Source organism: Vibrio furnissii CIP 102972 (assembly GCF_000176175.1).
In the GTDB taxonomy this organism is placed as follows: Bacteria; Pseudomonadota; Gammaproteobacteria; order Enterobacterales; family Vibrionaceae; genus Vibrio; species Vibrio furnissii.
Genome location: NZ_ACZP01000013.1, coordinates 1,288,383 through 1,306,683, shown reverse-complemented (window position 1 = coordinate 1,306,683; position 18,301 = coordinate 1,288,383). Strand labels below are relative to the sequence as shown.

At 51.5% G+C, this 18,301-nt stretch carries 16 protein-coding genes, 1 tRNA gene and 1 riboswitch; of the genes, 9 read left to right on the top strand and 8 right to left on the bottom strand.

From position 1 onward, the window contains the following. Positions 1–8: 8 nt before the first annotated feature. The 6 genes from rsxD to VFA_RS10000 all read right to left on the bottom strand — a co-directional run bounded on the left by rsxD (position 9) and on the right by VFA_RS10000 (position 7,984). A complete protein-coding gene (gene rsxD / locus VFA_RS10025; protein ID WP_004726649.1) occupies positions 9–1,055 on the bottom strand; it encodes an electron transport complex subunit RsxD in 1,047 nt (348 codons plus the stop codon). Then, positions 1,055–3,682, bottom strand: a complete 2,628-nt coding sequence (rsxC, locus tag VFA_RS10020; protein ID WP_004726648.1) for an electron transport complex subunit RsxC — start codon at positions 3,680–3,682, stop codon at positions 1,055–1,057. The genes rsxD and rsxC overlap by 1 nt, the downstream gene beginning before the upstream one ends. A gap of 8 nt (positions 3,683–3,690) precedes the next feature. Beyond that, on the bottom strand, positions 3,691–4,290 hold the full coding sequence (gene rsxB, locus VFA_RS10015) for an electron transport complex subunit RsxB (protein ID WP_004726647.1): 600 nt from the start codon (positions 4,288–4,290) through the stop codon (positions 3,691–3,693). Then, on the bottom strand, positions 4,290–4,871 hold the full coding sequence (gene rsxA / locus VFA_RS10010; protein WP_004726646.1) for an electron transport complex subunit RsxA: 582 nt from the start codon (positions 4,869–4,871) through the stop codon (positions 4,290–4,292). The genes rsxB and rsxA overlap by 1 nt, the downstream gene beginning before the upstream one ends. A gap of 312 nt (positions 4,872–5,183) precedes the next feature. Continuing rightward, entirely contained in the window at positions 5,184–7,481 is a 2,298-nt protein-coding gene (gene pflB, locus VFA_RS10005) for a formate C-acetyltransferase (RefSeq protein WP_038151366.1), read from the bottom strand. A gap of 427 nt (positions 7,482–7,908) precedes the next feature. Further along, positions 7,909–7,984: transfer RNA gene (locus VFA_RS10000), tRNA-Asn, on the bottom strand. Positions 7,985–8,583: 599 nt separating this feature from the next. On the opposite strand from VFA_RS10000, the gene uvrB reads away from it, so the two are divergent. The 3 genes from uvrB to luxU all read left to right on the top strand — a co-directional run bounded on the left by uvrB (position 8,584) and on the right by luxU (position 12,607). After that, on the top strand, positions 8,584–10,614 hold the full coding sequence (gene uvrB, locus VFA_RS09995; RefSeq protein ID WP_004726644.1) for an excinuclease ABC subunit UvrB: 2,031 nt from the start codon (positions 8,584–8,586) through the stop codon (positions 10,612–10,614). A 244-nt stretch (positions 10,615–10,858) separates the two neighbouring features. Beyond that, positions 10,859–12,262 carry a quorum-sensing sigma-54 dependent transcriptional regulator LuxO gene (gene luxO, locus VFA_RS09990; RefSeq protein ID WP_004726643.1) on the top strand — a complete coding sequence of 468 codons (1,404 nt, stop codon included), beginning with the start codon at positions 10,859–10,861 and terminating at the stop codon, positions 12,260–12,262. 6 nt (positions 12,263–12,268) lie between these two features. Further along, entirely contained in the window at positions 12,269–12,607 is a 339-nt protein-coding gene (luxU, locus tag VFA_RS09985; protein WP_004726642.1) for a quorum-sensing phosphorelay protein LuxU, read from the top strand. On the opposite strand, the gene VFA_RS09980 is transcribed toward luxU, so the two are convergent. Continuing rightward, positions 12,596–13,486 (bottom strand): YvcK family protein, encoded by an 891-nt coding sequence (locus VFA_RS09980; protein ID WP_004726641.1) that lies wholly within the window; start codon positions 13,484–13,486, stop codon positions 12,596–12,598. The two genes, luxU and VFA_RS09980, sit on opposite strands and share 12 nt — an antisense overlap. 182 nt (positions 13,487–13,668) lie before the next feature. Further along, a riboswitch (molybdenum cofactor riboswitch) is annotated at positions 13,669–13,807 on the top strand. On the opposite strand from VFA_RS09980, the gene moaA reads away from it, so the two are divergent. The 5 genes from moaA to moaE all read left to right on the top strand — a co-directional run bounded on the left by moaA (position 13,796) and on the right by moaE (position 16,556). Beyond that, positions 13,796–14,785, top strand: coding sequence for a GTP 3',8-cyclase MoaA (moaA, locus tag VFA_RS09975; RefSeq protein WP_004726640.1), 990 nt, complete (start codon positions 13,796–13,798; stop codon positions 14,783–14,785). (Overlaps the previous riboswitch by 12 nt.) A 70-nt stretch (positions 14,786–14,855) precedes the next feature. After that, entirely contained in the window at positions 14,856–15,368 is a 513-nt protein-coding gene (moaB, locus tag VFA_RS09970) for a molybdenum cofactor biosynthesis protein B (RefSeq protein WP_004726639.1), read from the top strand. 9 nt (positions 15,369–15,377) lie between these two features. Then, positions 15,378–15,857, top strand: coding sequence for a cyclic pyranopterin monophosphate synthase MoaC (moaC, locus tag VFA_RS09965; RefSeq protein ID WP_004726638.1), 480 nt, complete (start codon positions 15,378–15,380; stop codon positions 15,855–15,857). Beyond that, positions 15,854–16,099, top strand: coding sequence for a molybdopterin synthase sulfur carrier subunit (gene moaD / locus VFA_RS09960; RefSeq protein WP_004726637.1), 246 nt, complete (start codon positions 15,854–15,856; stop codon positions 16,097–16,099). Before moaC ends, moaD begins: the two co-directional genes overlap by 4 nt. A gap of 1 nt (position 16,100) precedes the next feature. After that, complete coding sequence (gene moaE / locus VFA_RS09955; RefSeq protein ID WP_004726636.1) at positions 16,101–16,556, top strand: molybdopterin synthase catalytic subunit MoaE; 456 nt, start codon at positions 16,101–16,103, stop codon at positions 16,554–16,556. Between the two features lie 58 nt (positions 16,557–16,614). Here moaE and VFA_RS09950 read toward each other — a convergent pair whose 3' ends face one another. Further along, positions 16,615–17,568 carry a sensor domain-containing diguanylate cyclase gene (locus tag VFA_RS09950; protein WP_172475415.1) on the bottom strand — a complete coding sequence of 318 codons (954 nt, stop codon included), beginning with the start codon at positions 17,566–17,568 and terminating at the stop codon, positions 16,615–16,617. 267 nt (positions 17,569–17,835) lie between these two features. On the opposite strand from VFA_RS09950, the gene VFA_RS09945 reads away from it, so the two are divergent. Next, positions 17,836–18,252, top strand: a complete 417-nt coding sequence (locus VFA_RS09945; RefSeq protein WP_004726634.1) for a CBS domain-containing protein — start codon at positions 17,836–17,838, stop codon at positions 18,250–18,252. Positions 18,253–18,301 lie beyond the last annotated feature (49 nt).

The window sequence follows — 18,301 nt, the reverse complement described above, 5'->3', positions numbered from 1 at the left end:
AATGCTCCTTAGTGTCCGTAAGTACGAGGTTTGGTGTAGTAGTCGATCAGTGGAACGCACATGTTCGCGAGCAGCACCGCAAACGCGACGCCATCAGGGAAGCCGCCCCAACTGCGAATAATAAACACCATGGCACCAATAAATGCGCCGTAAATCAGGCGTCCTTTGGTGGTGGTCGATGCGGTGACCGGGTCGGTGGCAATGAAGAATGCGCCTAACATGGTTGCGCCTGACAACAGGTGCATGAGTGGCGAAGCGGTGGTGCCGGGCGCAAACAACGCCATGAGCAGGCTGGTCACCACCAAGCCGCCCAAAAATGCGGCAGGAATGTGCCAGTTGATCACGCGCAGTTTAACCAGAATTAGACCACCGACTAAATACGCCAAGTTCACCCACTCCCAACCCAGACCGGCAATGCCGCTGAATTGTGGTTTCGCCATGGCTTCAGACATCGTGTGTCCGGCACGCAGTGACGTTTTAATCGAATCCAATGGCGTTGCCATGGTCATGCCATCGATGCCAGTCCGAATTTGTTGCAAGGACAAACCATCAACATTAAACCCAGTGAAGATCAGTGAAAATGAGTCCACCAATGAAATGGGCTCCGGTGCCAATTCCGACGGTGCAATCCAGCTGGTCATCTGCACTGGGAAGGAGATCAGCAACACCACATAAGCAATCATCGCCGGGTTAAACGGGTTTTGTCCCAAACCGCCGTAGAGGTGTTTGGCGATTAAAATCGCAAAAATCAACCCAATCACCACGACCCACCACGGTGAAAGTGGTGGAATCGCGACAGCCAACAGCCAGGCTGTCACAATCGCGCTGTAATCACGCAGCGCAAAACGCACCGGTCGGCGGCGCAAGAGCATGACGCCTGCTTCAAACGCCATGGCGACCACAATCGCCAAGAGTAATTGAATCAAGGTACCAAAACCAAAGAAATAACTTTGGGCCAACAGACCGGGCAGGGCGCAGATTGCGACCCATTTCATCATATCGGCAGTACTGCGTTTCGTCCGCGCATGTGGGGAGCTGGCAATGAAAAACGCCACTAGTCGTTCTCCTCAACGTTATTTGGGGTTTGATTCTCGGCTTGCTGCGCGGCTTTGCGCGCTTTGGCGCGAGCAATGGCAGCGGCTACGGCGGCTTTCTTCGGATCGCCGGTAGGTTCTTCAACCGCTGGCGCTTCAACGGGCGCGTGGTCAACCTCAGGCTTGTCGTTGGCCTCTTGCTGCGCAGCTTTGCGCGCTTTGGCACGAGCAATGGCAGCGGCCACGGCGGCTTTCTTTGGATCGCCGATAGGTTCTTCAGCCGCTGGCGCTTCAACGGGCGCGTTGTCAACCGCAGGCTTGTCGCTGGTCTCTTGCTGGGCAGCTTTGCGCGCTTTGGCGCGAGCAATGGCAGCGGCCACGGCGGCTTTCTTTGGATCGCCGGTAGGTTCTTCAACCGCTGGCGCTTCAGCGGGCGCATTGTCAACCTCAGGCTTGTCGCTGGCCTCAGGCTGCGCGGCTTTGCGCGCTTTGGCGCGAGCAATGGCAGCGGCCACGGCGGCTTTCTTTGGATCGCCGGTAGGTTCTTCAACCGCTGGCGCTTCAGCGGGCGCATTGTCAACCGCAGGCTTGTCGCTGGTCTCTTGCTGGGCGGATTTGCGCGCTTTGGCGCGAGCAATGGCAGCGGCTACGGCGGCTTTCTTTGGATCGTCTGCCGGTTCGTTAGTCGCTGGGTCTTGCGTCATCGGCGTCTCACTGGACTCAGGCTGCGCGGCTTTGCGCGCTTTAGCGCGAGCAATGGCAGCGGCCACGGCAGCTTTCTTTGGATCGCCGGTAGGTTCTTCAGTCGCTGGCGCATTGTCAACCGAAGGCTTGTCGCTGGCCTCAGGCTGAGCAGCTTTGCGCGCTTTGGCACGAGCAATCGCGGCGGATACAGCGGCTTTTTTCTCGTCGCCCGAGCTTGTCACATCACCGGAGTCGGCTTTTTCTGCTTTCCGTTCACGCGCCTGACGTTTGCGTTCTTCACGCAGCTTCGCCATGTCGCTATTGTCGGGTTCAGTTGCGCCAGCCTTCGCCGCTTCAGCCTGTTTGGCTTTGGCTTTGGCAATCGCTGCGGCTACCGCAGGTTTGACGGGCGCATCGCTGGTTTCGTTTTGTGCTTTTTGCGCTTTGACGCGGGCAATGGCGGCGGCAATTGCGTCTTCGCCACCACTTTGTTGCATCTCTTTGCGGCGATCGTCTGCGGCTTTCTTAAAGCGGTTTTCACGTTCGGCTTTTTCACGTTCCATGCGCGCTTTTTTCTCTTCAAAGCGCAGTTTGGCCCGTTCAGCGGCTTCCGCTTCCCATTGACGGTTTTTGATTTCTGCTTTGGATTGACGGTAGTACTGAACCAGTGGAATTTCACTTGGACACACGTAAGCGCAAGCGCCACACTCTATGCAATCTTTGAGGTTGAGCTCTTCGCACTTGTCATATTCTTCGGCCTTTGAATGCCAGTACAACTGCTGCGGCAGCAGAGACGCCGGACAAGCGTCCGCGCATTGGCCGCAGCGAATGCAGGCCATCTCGTAATCGTGCTGCGGAATTTCGTTGCGGCTTGGCGCCAGAATGCAGTTGGCAATCTTCACGATCGGCACGTTGGCGTGGGGCAGCGTAAAGCCCATCATCGAACCGCCAAGGATCAAACGCGGTAACTTTTTGTCCGCTTGATAACCAAATTCATCGAGCAGCGATTGCACGGGCGTGCCGAGGCGAACCCAAACGTTCCGTGGTTGAGTGAAGGTCTTTCCTGTCAGCGTTACCACGCGGCGAATCAACGGTTCACCGTCGACCACAGCACGTTTGATGGCCTGAATGGAGCCGACGTTTTGCACAATGACACCAATGTCGGCGGAGTGCTTACCGGCGGGCACTTCCAGATCGGTCAGCAGTTTAATCAGTTGTTTCGCACCGCCGGACGGATACTTGGTCGGAATGGCGCGAATCACAATATCTTTGCCTTCCGCGGCCAGTTGCAACGCTCGAATGGCTTCCGGTTTGTTGTCCTCAACGCCAATGACGGTCAGCTTCGGTTGCAGAATGTGTTCGACAATCCCGATGCCATCGATAATCTCTTGCGCGTGTTCGCGCATCAGCGCGTCATCGGCGGTAATGTACGGTTCACACTCTGCGGCGTTGACGATAAAAATCTCAACGCGGGAGAGGCCAGACTGAATCTTCTTTGCCGTGGGGAAACCCGCTCCGCCGAGGCCCGCGATCCCCGCATTGCGGATGATGTCGATCAGCTCTTCGGGTTGGGTTTGGGTGTAGTCGGCAACCGGATGGCGCTCACACCATTGGTCTTTGCCATCTGGAGTGATCACCACGCACAGCTCGCTTAACCCAGATGGGTGCGCGACGGTGCGAGGTTCAATCGCGCTGACGACGCCAGACGTGGGCGCATGCACCGGCAGCATGAATGTGGTTGAGAATGAGGTCAGGGGTTGACCTTTCAGCACGTTGTCGCCGACCTGCACCAACAAATCACCCGATTTACCGATGTGTTGTTTCAGTGGCAGTACATACTCATGCGCTAAGCGGGCTTCGACGAGCGGCGTTTGAGTCGACTGAACTTTATTTTCCGGCGGATGAATGCCTCCCGGGAAGTCCCAGAGATAGCCGGTTCGAATTTTATCGATTAATGACAACATACCAGTCCTTAACTCGCACTCTTCTGAGAAGTCTCGGCATTGGCCGATGAAGAATGGGTAACATCAACAACAGGAATCGCGTTCATTTGCCACTTCCAGGTATCCGTCGTGGTTTTTACGGGAATCATTTCAATACAGTCGGTCGGGCACGGTGCCACACACAAATCGCAACCGGTACATTCATCCTTAATGACGGTATGCAGTGCTTTGTTGCCGCCGACAATGGCGTCGACCGGACAGGCCTGAATACATTTGGTGCAGCCGATGCACATGTCTTCATGAATAAAGGCCACGGTTTTGACGTTGTCGTCCAGATCGTGCGCCGATTCTTGAACCTCAACGCCCATCAAATCCGCCAGTTTTTCGATGGTCGCTTGGCCACCGGGCGGGCATTTATTGATGGCGTCGCCATTGGCAATCGCTTCGGCGTATGGGCGACAACCTGGGTAACCACACTGACCGCATTGGGTTTGTGGCAAAATGGAATCAATTTGATCGACGATGGGATCCGCTTCCACTTTAAAGCGAATGGACGCGAAACCGAGTATGGCACCAAAGACGGCAGCCAGTGCAGCCAACACGAGGACGGCGATTAAAATCGTACTCATTACAGTTTCACCAGACCGGTAAAGCCCATAAAGGCCAGCGACATCAGACCTGCGGTGATCATCGCAATCGAAGCGCCTTTGAACGGCGCAGGCACATCAGCAACGTGAATGCGTTCACGCATCGACGCGAAGAGAATCAGAACCAGAGAGAAGCCCACGGCGGCGCCGAAACCATAGATGATCGACTGAATAAAGTTGTGGTTTTCGTTGATGTTCAGCAGCGCCACACCCAACACGGCACAGTTGGTGGTGATGAGGGGCAAGAAGATACCGAGTAAGCGATACAGCGTTGGGCTGGTTTTATGCACCACCATTTCGGTGAATTGAACGACCACCGCGATCACGAGGATGAAGCTCATGGTGCGCAAGTATTCAATGCCGAGAGGGCGAAGGATATAGCTTTCAACCAGATACGCGCACACAGACGCGAGCGTTAGAACGAAAGTCGTTGCTAACCCCATGCCAATTGCAGTTTCCAGCTTCTTTGAGACGCCCATGAAAGGACACAAGCCCAGAAACTTTACCAGTACAAAGTTGTTGACTAGCACGGTGCCGACCAACAACAAAAGATATTCGGTCATAGTTATTACGTTCTTAAAATCCGATCCCGATATTATCGTGTTTTGTGACACCAATAACAACCAGTGAACGGTGTGGTTTTAGCTTCACCGACGAAAAACATCGGTTTTGGCGCGTATCGTCGTCGAATGTCGACCCGTTGATATTGTGATTTGAGCGGGGCTGAAGGAAGCGCTGGAGGGCTGTTTGTGGCGATGAGGTTATGTGGCAATGCAAAAAAGCTCGCATCCGCCAGGTAGGACAGGGATGCGAGCAAAGCGTTTAACGATCGGCCTTGTTATCCGTGATGTGTGTGGCCGATCGCGAACAGGCGATTAAAGCTTGTTCGTGAACGTTCGAGTGATGACGTCTTGTTGTTGTTCACGGGTTAGTGAGTTGAAACGCACGGCATACCCTGACACGCGGATGGTTAACTGCGGGTATTTGTCTGGGTGTTCAACCGCATCCAACAGCATCTCGCGATTCATGACGTTGACATTCAGGTGTTGTCCGCCTTCTACCATCGCAGCGTCACCATGGGCTTCGTGGTGGAAGTAGCCATCCATCAATGCCGCTAAGTTCTGCTTCTGCGCGGCTTCATGTTTGCCAAGCGCATTGGGCACAATGGAGAAGGTGTAGGAAATACCATCTTTTGCGTAAGCAAATGGCAGCTTCGCCACCGAGCTCAATGACGCGACCGCGCCTTTTTCATCTCGACCATGCATTGGGTTAGCACCGGGGCCAAACGGCATGCCTGCACGGCGGCCATCCGGTGTGTTGCCGGTTTTTTTACCGTAGACGACGTTGGACGTGATGGTCAGTATCGATTGGGTCGGAACGGCTTCGCGATAGGTGTGCATCCGCTGAATTTTTTTCATAAAGCGTTCCACCAAGTCGCATGCGATGTCATCGACACGTGCGTCGTTGTTGCCAAATTTTGGATAGTCGCCTTGGATGTCGAAATCGACCGCAATACCTTCTTCATCACGAATCGGCGTCACGGTGGCGTACTTGATGGCCGCGAGAGAGTCCGCCACAACGGAGAGCCCGGCAATGCCACAGGCCATGGTGCGATACACATCGCGATCCATCAGTGCCATGAGAGAGGCTTCGTAGCTGTAGCGGTCGTGGGAATAGTGAATGATGTTTAAGGCGGTGACGTATTGGGTGGCGAGCCAATCCAATGTGCTGTCGAAGCGAGTCATCACTGCATCAAAATCTAACGTGGCGTCTAGCATTTTCTCGGTGGCTGGCGCGACTTGTGCTTTAGATTTCTCATCCACACCGCCGTTGATGGTGTACAGCAGTGCTTTGGCAAGGTTTGCACGAGCGCCAAAGAATTGCATGTGCTTGCCCACGATTTGCGGGCTGACGCAACAGGCGATGGCGTAATCATCGTTGTTAAAATCAGGTCGCATTAAATCGTCGTTTTCGTATTGAACAGAAGAGGTCTCAATCGAAATCTTGGCCGCGTAATGTTTGAATGCCGCTGGTAGTTGCTCTGACCACAAAATCGTCATGTTGGGTTCAGGTGCAGGCCCCATGGTGTGCAGCGTATGCAGGTAACGGAATGTCGTTTTTGTCACCAGTGTACGGCCATCAACGCCCATTCCCGCCATGGCTTCTGTCGCCCAAATCGGATCGCCTGAGAAAAGGGAATCATATTCTGGCGTCCGTAAGAAACGCACCATGCGCAACTTCATAATAAAGTGGTCAATCAGTTCTTGCGCTTGTGCTTCTGTGATCACCCCTGACGCCAAATCGCGTTCCACATAGACGTCTAAGAATGTGGATGTCCGTCCCAGAGACATCGCCGCGCCATTTTGTGATTTCACGGCGGCGAGGTAACCAAAATAGGTAAACTGAATGGCTTGTTGCGCGTTTTTAGCTGGCAAAGACATGTCGATGCCGTATTTCAGCCCCATCTGGCGAATGTCTTCCAACGCATGAATTTGGTCGGCAAGTTCTTCGCGCAAACGCAACATTTTTTCTAAATCAGCACTGTGTTCAAGAAACGTTTGTGTGGAATCGAACTGCGCTTTCTTGTCGGCTTTTAGGAAGTCGATACCGTACAAAGCAAGGCGGCGGTAGTCACCAATGATGCGGCCACGACCATAGGCATCGGGCAGGCCCGTGATGATGCCAGATTTACGGCAAGCGAGAATGTCTTTGGTATACAAATCGAAACAGGCGGTGTTGTGCGTTTTGCGATAGTCGGTAAAGATTTTCTCAACGGTCGGATCCAGTTCACGGCCATACACTTCGCACGATTTTTTCACCATACGAATACCACCATTGGCAATGATGGCGCGTTTGAGCGGTTGGTCGGTTTGCAAGCCGACAATTTTTTCGAGCGCTTTATTGATATAACCGGCGTCGTGAGAGGTGATGGTTGACGGTAGATCCGTATCGAAATCGATTGGCGCGTGCGTTCGGCTTTCTTCTTTGATGCCTTCGAGGACTTGGTTCCAGAGTGTTGAGGTTGAGTGGCTCACATCAGCCAAGAAGGACTCGTCTCCTTCGTACGGGGTGTAGTTGCTCTGAATGAAATCACGGGTATTGACCGAGTGCTGCCATTCACCGGCAGTAAACCCAGCCCATGCGTCGAGCATATCAGTGGTCGGAATAGTCATAAATAAATCCCTAAGTTATTGATAAATAGAATGGAGGCGACGAGTGGACGGAACCATTCTTAACCACTGAAATCGTATGGATTTAATCTGTATGAGTAAAATGAATGCTTTTCATTTTTTAAATGATTTTTGTGCATTAATTTTAAAAACAGATGGCTATAGTCGTTTTTATACAAAAAATGATGACTGGATGACTGGATGACTGGATGACTGGATGACTGGATGACTGGATGACTGGATGACTGGATGACTGGATGACAAGACAAGGCGCGATAGGTGAGAGCAGGGCACACGGCCGTATGGTTAGTGTCAGCGGGATTCAGCCGGGGTTGACTCAGGGGCGGAAAATGTCATCGAGATATGCTCTCTATTTTCGACGAGATAAAACGAAAAAAGCCCAGCGATTGATTCGCTGGGCTTTCGAATTTGGCTCCCCCTGCAAGACTTGAACTTGCGACATACGGATTAACAGTCCGCCGTTCTACCGACTGAACTAAGGGGGAATTGCTGAATGCGGGGCGGATGGTAGCGAGCTGAGATTGGTGTGTCAACCTTTGCGGCTGAAAAATCGGCGAAAAAAATTTCTTCGAAACGCTTTACTTTTCTGTACCCCTTACAGGGTATGCGCTTGATTTACTTATCCACTAAATTTGTGGATAAGTGTGTTAATGAATCTTGAGCAATTATATTTTCTAGACCACGTGTGACTAAATTGCACGATGCAATCGATTTCCATTTATGGCTATTGGGTTGGTTTTATTGGTTTTTTCTTAATTATCCACAGAAGATCTAACTGAGTAATTGAATGGTAATGGATGTTAAATTGAGGTTAAATTTAGAAAAACTGGGGAAAACCCGTGGATTATTTTTTAGGAGAAAAGGTGCCGGACGGCAGATAGGGCTGAGAATAATACCAAAGTCATTTTTTAGAAGCCAATACTATTTCAATTTTTTACGCGATCGAAAGCACAAGCTGACCGTATGTTGATGAAGGCATTGAGGATTGGTCGATTCGTCGCCACAAGCGGAATATTTGCTTGCCTTTGGTGGGGACGTAAAGCGACAATAAACTGTATAGATACCCAGGCATAATGAGGACGACATGAGCAAAGCATTTGAATTGGTCTCCGAGTATCAACCTTCTGGTGATCAGCCCGAAGCCATTCGACAACTGTTAGACGGTGTCGATGCGGGTTTGGCTCACCAGACGCTACTTGGGGTAACGGGTTCAGGGAAAACATTTACCTTAGCGAATGTGATCGCGAAAGCGCAGCGTCCGACGATTTTGCTGGCACCGAATAAAACCTTGGCTGCCCAGTTGTATGGCGAGATGAAAAGTTTCTTTCCGAACAATGCGGTGGAGTATTTCGTCTCTTATTACGACTATTACCAGCCTGAAGCGTATGTGCCCACTACCGATACCTTTATCGAGAAAGATGCGGCGGTCAACGCCCACATTGAGCAGATGCGTCTGTCGGCCACCAAAGCACTGTTAGAACGGAAAGATGCGATTATCGTGGCGTCAGTGTCGGCGATTTATGGTCTGGGTGACCCGGATTCTTATCTGAAAATGATGTTGCATTTGCGCCGTGGTGATGTGATTAATCAGCGTGACATGCTGCGTCGGCTGGCGGAGTTGCAGTATTCACGCAACGATGTGGCATTTGAACGCGGTCAGTTCCGTGTACGCGGCGAAGTGATAGACATCTTTCCGGCAGAGTCAGACCAAGATGCCGTGCGCGTGGAGATGTTTGATGATGAAGTGGAGTGCATCAGTATTTTTGACCCGCTGACGGGGGCGATTAAGCAGCGCGATTTGCCTCGTTTTACGGTCTATCCTAAAACCCACTATGTCACCCCGCGCGAGCGTATTCTTGAGGCGATCGAGCACATCAAAGTGGAGCTGGCGTCACGTCGCCAATACTTGCTCGACAATAATAAGCTGTTGGAAGAGCAACGTATTTCGCAACGCACTCAGTTTGATATCGAAATGATGAACGAGCTGGGTTTCTGCTCGGGGATTGAAAACTACTCGCGATATCTCAGTGGCCGTTCGGAAGGCGAGCCGCCTCCGACCCTATTTGATTACCTGCCTCACGATGGGTTATTGGTGATCGATGAATCTCACGTGACGGTGCCACAAATTGGCGCGATGTATAAAGGTGACCGTTCCCGGAAAGAGACGTTGGTGGAATATGGTTTTCGTCTGCCATCGGCACTGGACAACCGCCCCCTGAAATTTGAAGAGTTCGAGGCATTGGCGCCGCAAACCATTTTTGTCTCGGCGACGCCAGGCAATTACGAGTTGGAAAAATCGGGCAACGACATCGCCGATCAAGTGGTGCGTCCGACCGGTTTGCTTGACCCTGAATTGGAAGTTCGCCCAGTGGCGACTCAGGTTGACGATCTGTTGTCTGAGATTCGTATTCGCGCCGCGAAAGATGAGCGAGTGCTGGTGACGACGCTGACCAAACGCATGGCGGAAGATTTAACCGAATACCTACATGAACACGATGTGAAAGTACGTTACCTACACTCAGACATCGATACTGTGGAGCGGGTGGAAATTATTCGTGACCTCCGTTTAGGGCTGTTTGACGTGTTAGTGGGCATTAACTTACTGCGTGAAGGTCTGGATATGCCGGAAGTGTCGCTGGTGGCGATTCTGGATGCCGATAAAGAGGGTTTCTTGCGTTCGGAGCGGTCATTGATTCAGACCATCGGCCGCGCAGCACGTAACCTGGAAGGTCGAGCGATTCTGTACGCGGACAACATCACCAAGTCGATGAAAAAAGCGATGGATGAGACCAACCGCCGTCGTGAAAAACAACAAGCGTACAATGAAGCCATGGGCATTCAACCCCAAGCATTGAAACGTAATGTGAAAGATATCATGGAGTTGGGAGATATCACGAAATCGCGTAAACAGCGCACCAGCAAAGTTGTGCCATTGGCGAAAGTTGCGGAAACGTCAGCCAGCTACGATACTATGACACCACAGCAGTTGGAAAAAGAGATCAACAAACTCGAAGCTCAGATGTACAAACATGCACAGGATTTGGAGTTTGAATTGGCAGCGGAAAAACGTGACCAACTTGAGGCATTGCGCCAGCAGTTCATCGTCAACAGCTAAAAAAATAGCCAATAGAAACGGTTCTATTGGCTGTTATATCGTGAATATCATATTCACTAACAACGTCAGTTGGCTAGGTGACCCTCTCGGGTCAATTCAATAAAAGCATATTCTGTGCCAGTTTGTATCTGTGTGATTCTAAGAAAATTCTGACATTATTTTTACGGTAATATGGCTTTGAATTTGCAAAATGCAACTTCAAATGCGACTATTAAGCAAAATGCAAACGATAAATGGCTAGGCTATGCAATTAAATGATATTCATCATAAAGCGAAATATTTGCTGATGGTCGAAGACACGGCGTCGGTTGCGGCGTTGTATCGTTCGTACCTGACACCGCTCGAGATCGATATCAACATTGTCGGAACGGGACGTGAAGCGATCGAGAGTATCGCCCATCGCGAGCCGGATCTGATCCTCCTCGATCTGCGCCTGCCGGACATGACGGGTATGGACGTCTTGCATGCGGTGAAACAGCGTTCACCGGATGTGCCGGTGATTTTTATGACGGCGCATGGCTCCATTGATACCGCCGTCGAAGCCATGCGCCACGGCGCGCAAGATTTCCTCATCAAACCGTGCGAAGCCGACCGTTTGCGTGTGACGGTCAACAACGCCATTCGCAAGGCAAACAAACTCAAAAACGAGACCGACAATCCGGGTAATCAGAATTACCAAGGGTTCATTGGCAGCAGCCAGACCATGTTGGCGGTGTATCGCACCATCGACTCTGCGGCCACCAGTAAAGCGAGTATTTTCATTACCGGCGAAAGTGGTACCGGCAAAGAGGTGTGCGCCGAAGCCATCCATGCAGCCAGCAAGCGCGGCGACAAGCCGTTCATTGCTATTAACTGTGCGGCCATTCCCAAAGATCTGATTGAAAGTGAGTTGTTCGGTCACGTCAAAGGTGCGTTTACTGGCGCGGCGACGGATCGTCAGGGCGCGGCAGAACTGGCCGATGGCGGCACCTTGTTCTTGGACGAGCTGTGTGAAATGGATTTGGATCTGCAAACCAAGCTGCTGCGTTTTATTCAGACCGGGACCTTCCAGAAAGTCGGATCGTCTAAAATGAAGAGTGTGGACGTGCGTTTTGTGTGTGCGACCAACCGTGACCCTTGGAAAGAAGTGCAAGAAGGGCGTTTTCGTGAAGACTTGTATTACCGTCTGTACGTGATTCCGTTGCATCTGCCCCCTTTGCGTGAGCGCGGCGATGATGTGATTGAAATCGCGTATTCACTACTGGGGTACATGTCGAAAGAAGAAGGCAAAGGCTTTGTGCGTTTGGCGCCAGATGTCGTAGAGCGCTTCAAACAGTACGAATGGCCGGGGAACGTGCGCCAGCTGCAGAACGTGCTGCGCAACGTGGTGGTGCTTAATGAAGGGCGTGAAATTGCGCTGACAATGCTGCCGCCACCGCTGAACCAATTGAGTGACTCACGCATCAATGTCCCGAAAGCCAGCCCAGCGCCGGTGTCGGTGCATGAAATTTTCCCGTTATGGATGACAGAAAAGCAGGCGATCGAAAAAGCAATCGAGGCCTGTGATGGCAATATTCCGCGTGCTGCGGGCTATTTGGATGTCAGTCCATCCACCATCTACCGCAAGCTGCAAACCTGGAATGAAAAGGTGCAGGAAAAGGAAAAGTAAGCGCACATGGAACTGATGAATCTCAGCAAAATTGATAATCTGGCCCAAGAAATTGGTGAAGAAAACGTCCCGGTATTGGTGGAGATTTTCTTAGGTGAACTCGATACTTATCGCAACAATCTCAGTGATGTCACCTTTGGCGATAAGCTGGAATACCTCAAAGAAATTAGCCACGCCCTGAAAAGCAGTGCCGCCAGTTTTGGTGCGGATCAATTGTGTGCGAAAGCGATTGACATTGACAGTCGCGCGAAGCTGGGAAGTACCATTGATGCAACGCTGGATACGGCCATGATGATTGACCTTATCCAGCATACACGTCAGAGCTATGCGCAGTTAATTGCTTAACTGCTCTTCAATGGCTTTACGCAATTTCACCCGGTCGTGACGCCAGTCGCGGTTGGGTGATGCTAAATCACGGGTGACGCAATTCCAGTCACTGTCTAAATCCGCATGCGCTTCATCCCCCAGAACCACATCAATTTTTCGACCATGACAGGCGCGCTCGCACCACTCGAGCTTTTGGCGCAGCGTCATGCGACCTGCGGGGCCATATTCGGGCGATAAGTTTTCCACGAAAATTAGTTTCGCGTGGCGATTGTTTTCGATGGCCTGACCGAGTTCAGGGAGCAGCAGCGGCGGCATAATACTGGTGAGAAAACTACCAGGGCCCAGAATGATCGCATCAGCTTCAGACAGCGCGACGACCCCTTCACGTGTGGCCGGAACTTCAGGTTCAAGATCCAGACGACGTAAATCCTGCTGCATTTCATCCACGCTGGTTTCGCCGGTCACCCATTTGCCATCCATCGACAGCGCTTTGAGATCAGACGGGTGCTCGGACATCGGGACGATATTCACATCCACTTTCAGCATGCTGCGGATCAAATTGATCGCTTCCAGCGGGCGAACGGACAGATGATCCAACGCCGTGAGCATCAAGTTGCCCAGATTATGGCCATCCAGCTCGCCGGCGCCTTTGAAGCGATATTCGAACATCATCGAACTGATCGACGGTTCGGTGATGAGCTGATTAATGCAGTTACGGGTGTCGCCCCACGCAATACCGCCTTGGCAATGACGAATGCGCCCGGTGGATCCGCCGTTGTCGGTGGTGGTGACGATGCCTGTGGCATTGGCCCCAAACACTTTTAACGCAGCCAACATGCGTCCTAAACCGTGGCCACCGCCAATTGCGACCACTTTTTTGTTTTGATACAGAGTCATCTCTCTTCTTCTTATATTTTTACAATCCGCTACAATTTAGAGGATACGATTTATATCTCATAATGATTTCGGGGTAATTTGAGTAACACGCAAGTTTTTTTCGCGTTTACACTGGAATCCCGCACTCTTTTTAAGTATTTTACCAAGCAGCTGCTAATGAGTAACCCATAACGTGGGCGCATTAGTTGCCATTACTCCGAGCTTATTCAGCTAAGTCCTGCGGTAGGATATGGTGAATAAGCCAGTGGTCTCGAGCCACAAGGGCATAGTTGGAAATGGTTATGCCTCCCGTGTTTGGAAAGGTGTGACGTGGCGCAACAATTTGAAGATAGTTTTCAGCGTAAGTTCTACTACTTACGCTTATCGGTTACAGATGTCTGTAACTTTAAATGCACTTATTGCTTACCTGATGGGTATCACCCGTCGGGGAATAAGAATTCCTCTTTTTTAACCCTGCCGGAGATCAAACGTGTTGTGAATGCGTTTGCCACGTGCGGGACCTCCAAAGTGCGCATTACGGGCGGTGAGCCCTCTCTACGCAAAGACTTTACTGACATTATTCATACGGTGGCATCGACCCCGGGCATTCAAAAAGTGGCGACGACCACCAACGGTTATCGCATGGCGAAAAGTGTTGAAGAGTGGCAAGCGGCGGGCTTAACCCATATCAATGTCAGTGTCGACAGCTTAGACCCGCGCATGTTTCACCAAATTACCGGCGAAAACCGTTTTCATCAGGTGATGCAAGGCATCGACCGTGCATTTGAAGTCGGCTATGAGCAGGTCAAAGTCAACGTGGTGTTGATGAAGGACCTGAACGCGTTGGAACTGCCTCAATTTCTCAACTGGATTAAACATCGTCCGATTCAACTGCGTTTTATCGAATTAATGCAGACCGGCGAAATGGACGATCTGTTCAACCGCCATCACGTGTCAGGCACGGCGATTCGCAATCAACTGATTGCTGATGGGTGGATCCTCAAAGCGCGCGCCAACAACGATGGTCCGGCGCAAGTGTTTGTACATGCCGATTACCAAGGTGAAATTGGCCTCATCATGCCGTACGAGAAAAACTTCTGTACCAGTTGTAATCGCCTGCGCATCTCTGCGCTTGGTAAGCTGCACCTGTGTCTGTTTGGCGAGCACGGTGTTGAGCTGCGCGATCTCATGCAAGAGGACGGACAAAACCAAGCCTTGATTGAGCGCATTCAAGCCCAACTGCAAACCAAATCGGTCAGCCACTTCCTGCATGATGGCAATACCGGAATGACGCCGCATTTGGCGTCAATTGGCGGTTAACTCTCTTTTTCTGCTGGGCTTACGGGCCTGGCCGACAGCACATTCAACGATTATTGATAAAGGTGGACTCATGGGTCACGCAGAAAGCAAATTTCAGCCTGCTAATATTGCCGTTCTGACGGTATCTGACACGCGCACAGAAGAGAACGACACATCTGGTCGTTACCTCGCCGAACAACTTCAGGAAGCCGGTCATCGCTTGATCGACAAACAAATCGTGATCGATGACATGTACAAAATTCGCGCGGTGGTGTCTCAGTGGATCGCCGATGAAAACGTGCAAGCGATTATGATCACAGGCGGTACTGGCTTTACATCACGTGACAGCACGCCAGAAGCGCTGAAACCGCTGTTTGATAAAGAAGTGGAAGGCTTTGGCGAGTTGTTCCGCATGGTGTCTTATGAAGAAATTGGCACCTCGACCATTCAGTCTCGCGCAGTTGCCGGTTTTGCCAACCACACAGTGATTTTCGCGATGCCGGGTTCAACCGGCGCGTGTCGCACTGGTTGGACGAAGATCATTCGCCAACAAATGGATGCCAGCCATCGCCCATGTAACTTTATGCCGCACCTGTCGGTGTAAGGGGGCGTCATGAGTCAACTGACCCACATCAACGCGTCCGGTGAAGCGAACATGGTGGATGTTTCCGCGAAAAGCGACACCGTTCGTGAAGCGCGTGCTGAAGCTTTTGTGCAGATGGCACCGGAAACGTTGCAACTGATCCTCTCGGGACAACATCACAAAGGGGACGTCTTTGCGACGGCTCGTATCGCGGGGATTCAAGCGGCGAAACGCACTTGGGAGTTGATTCCACTGTGCCATCCACTGCTGCTGTCAAAAGTCGAAGTGCAATTGGAAGCAATTGAAGCGGAAAACCGCGTGCGTATTGAATCTGTGTGCAAATTGGCGGGAAAAACCGGCGTGGAAATGGAGGCGCTGACCGCTGCTTCCGTTGCTGCATTGACCATTTACGACATGTGTAAAGCCGTGCAAAAAGACATGGTGATTGAACAGGTTCGTCTGTTGGAAAAAACCGGCGGCAAATCGGGTCACTTTAAGGTGGATGCATGATCAAAGTACTGTTTTTCGCGCAAACCCGCGAGTTGGTCGGCTGCGACGCGCTGACGTTGGACGCGTCATTTGCCACCGTTGAAGCCTTGCGTGCGCATTTGGCTGCGCAGCCAGGGAAGTGGTCGCTGGCACTGGAACCCGGCAAGCTGTTGGCGGCCGTGAATCAGGCGATCGTGCCGATGGACTTCGCGCTGAATGATGGCGATGAAGTGGCGTTCTTCCCCCCTGTGACCGGAGGTTAATATGGACAATCGAGTTTCTGTTCAAACACAGGATTTTTCCGTTGCCGATGAGTACGCGCAACTTTCTGCGGGTACACAAGCCGGTGCAGTGGTGACCTTTGTCGGAAAAGTGCGCGACATGAACCTTGGCGACAATGTGGCGGGATTGCATTTGGAGCACTACCCGGGCATGACCGAAAAAGCCTTGCTTGAGATTTGTGATGAAGCGGCGCGCCGCTGGCCATTGCAGAATGTGCGTGTTATTCACCGTGTTGGTGACATGGACATTGGCGATCAAATTGTGTTTGTGGGCGTGAGCAGTGCGCATCGCAGTGCTTCGTTTGAAGCGTGCGAGTTTGTGATGGATTACCTCAAAACCAAAGCGCCGTTCTGGAAGAAAGAACGCACGACCGAAGCCACGCGTTGGGTCGATTCCCGTGAGTCGGACGCCAAAGCAGCAGAACGTTGGCAGCAATAAGCCACTGATGAACCCAAAAGCAGAGTCGAATGGCTCTGCTTTTTTGATTCTGCCTGCGTCAGTAAATGTGCAGTGTGCCGCGCTGCTGGTGTTTGGCATGAAACAGTGCTTTGTCGGCAATCGCGACCAGCTTTTCAGCCGTCATGTTGGGTTCGAGCCGCAGGCAGTGCTGAATGCCGATGGTCACCGACAGCACGTCACCGACTCGCGAGGCGTGGTGGGGAATATGCAAGGCTTGAATGTCTTGCAACAGTTGACGTGCTTTGTGTTCGCACTGTTCGATGCTGATGTCAGGAATAAACAACAAAAATTCGTCTCCGCCATAGCGAAAACAGAGATCGCCTTTTCGCTTCCAATGATTCAACGCTTGGCTCACTTGCTTGAGGGCTTCATCGCCTTGCAGGTGTCCGTAGCGATCGTTGAACTCCTTAAAACAGTCAATATCAATCATAAACAGCGCGCTGGACACCTGTTCGAGCTTGGCGACATCGAGCGCCTGTGGTAACAGCGAATCCATGGCGTAACGGTTGTACACCTGCGTTAAATGGTCGATGTGCGTCAGGTGTTCCAACTCCAGTTGGTGACGCGCCAGCTTATCGACCGTTCGCTTGTATTCCGTGATGTTGCGAACAATCCAAAGCACGTATTCGGTGTTTGGCAACGGCACCACAAGTGCGGTAAAAAACTGCACGTCTGTCGGGCCTTCTAACCCTTCAAAGCACGGCATCTGTTTGGGATCTAAATCGTATTCCAGCTCGGTCGCTTCACCGCTGTGAATGGCGTGTGCGATCACTTGTGTAAACCAAGCGGCTTTATCCGGTGGGAGCACTTGGTGCTGATTCATGCCGATAATGCTGGTGGGGTCATGGTGACGTTGGGTGTCGGTACCGCCCCATGCTTCGACATACACGCCGTCATGGTTTATCAAAAATGTGGGCTCGGGCAAGGCTTCAAACACCACATGCAGTAGATCCGGGTTGGCCGTAATCACTGAGTAGAAGACAGAATTCACCATAGCTGGCTCTATTGATGGTTGAGTCAATAATTAACATATAGATGAAAACGCAGGGAAAAGCTTGCTTCGTCACGCAGGAACAAAAAATAAGACGGATTTTATCGTGTTGACGTTAAAACGTGAGGCGAGTGGTGTGCAAGGGACGGGGATTCATCGAAAAAAACTATCAACAAAATTGGGGTTTTCCATTTAGTAAAATCAAGAAATTAGTCAACACTTACTAAATACGCAACATGAGTTTGCGAGCGATTAAGGAGATGCGCGATGGATTCGTTGAAAGTAAGAGACTACATGACCGTGAAAGCCGTGACCTTCAAACCCGATATGTCGATGTCGGCAGCGTTGGAACGGGTGATGAATTCTAACCACTTGGGCGGCCCGGTGATTGATGATCAAGAACGCGTGATTGGCTTTTTGTCTGAACAGGACTTGTTGGAAAAGCTGATCAAAGTGAGTTACCACTGTCAGGACACTCATATTGTCAGCGATTGCATGCATCAAGAGGTGCTGTCGGTCTCGCCGGAAATGTCGATCATCGAGTTGGCCGAAATGATGAAAGTGGGCAAACCGAAGGTGTACCCCGTGGTGGATGAAGGCAAGCTGGTGGGCATCATTACGCGACGTGACGTGCTTCAGGCGATTGGGAAATACCTCTCCGCGTGTTTTCAGCATCCGGTTTAAGCGACGGCGACAATGTGGGACAAAGGGCACTGCGGTGCCTTTTGTTGTT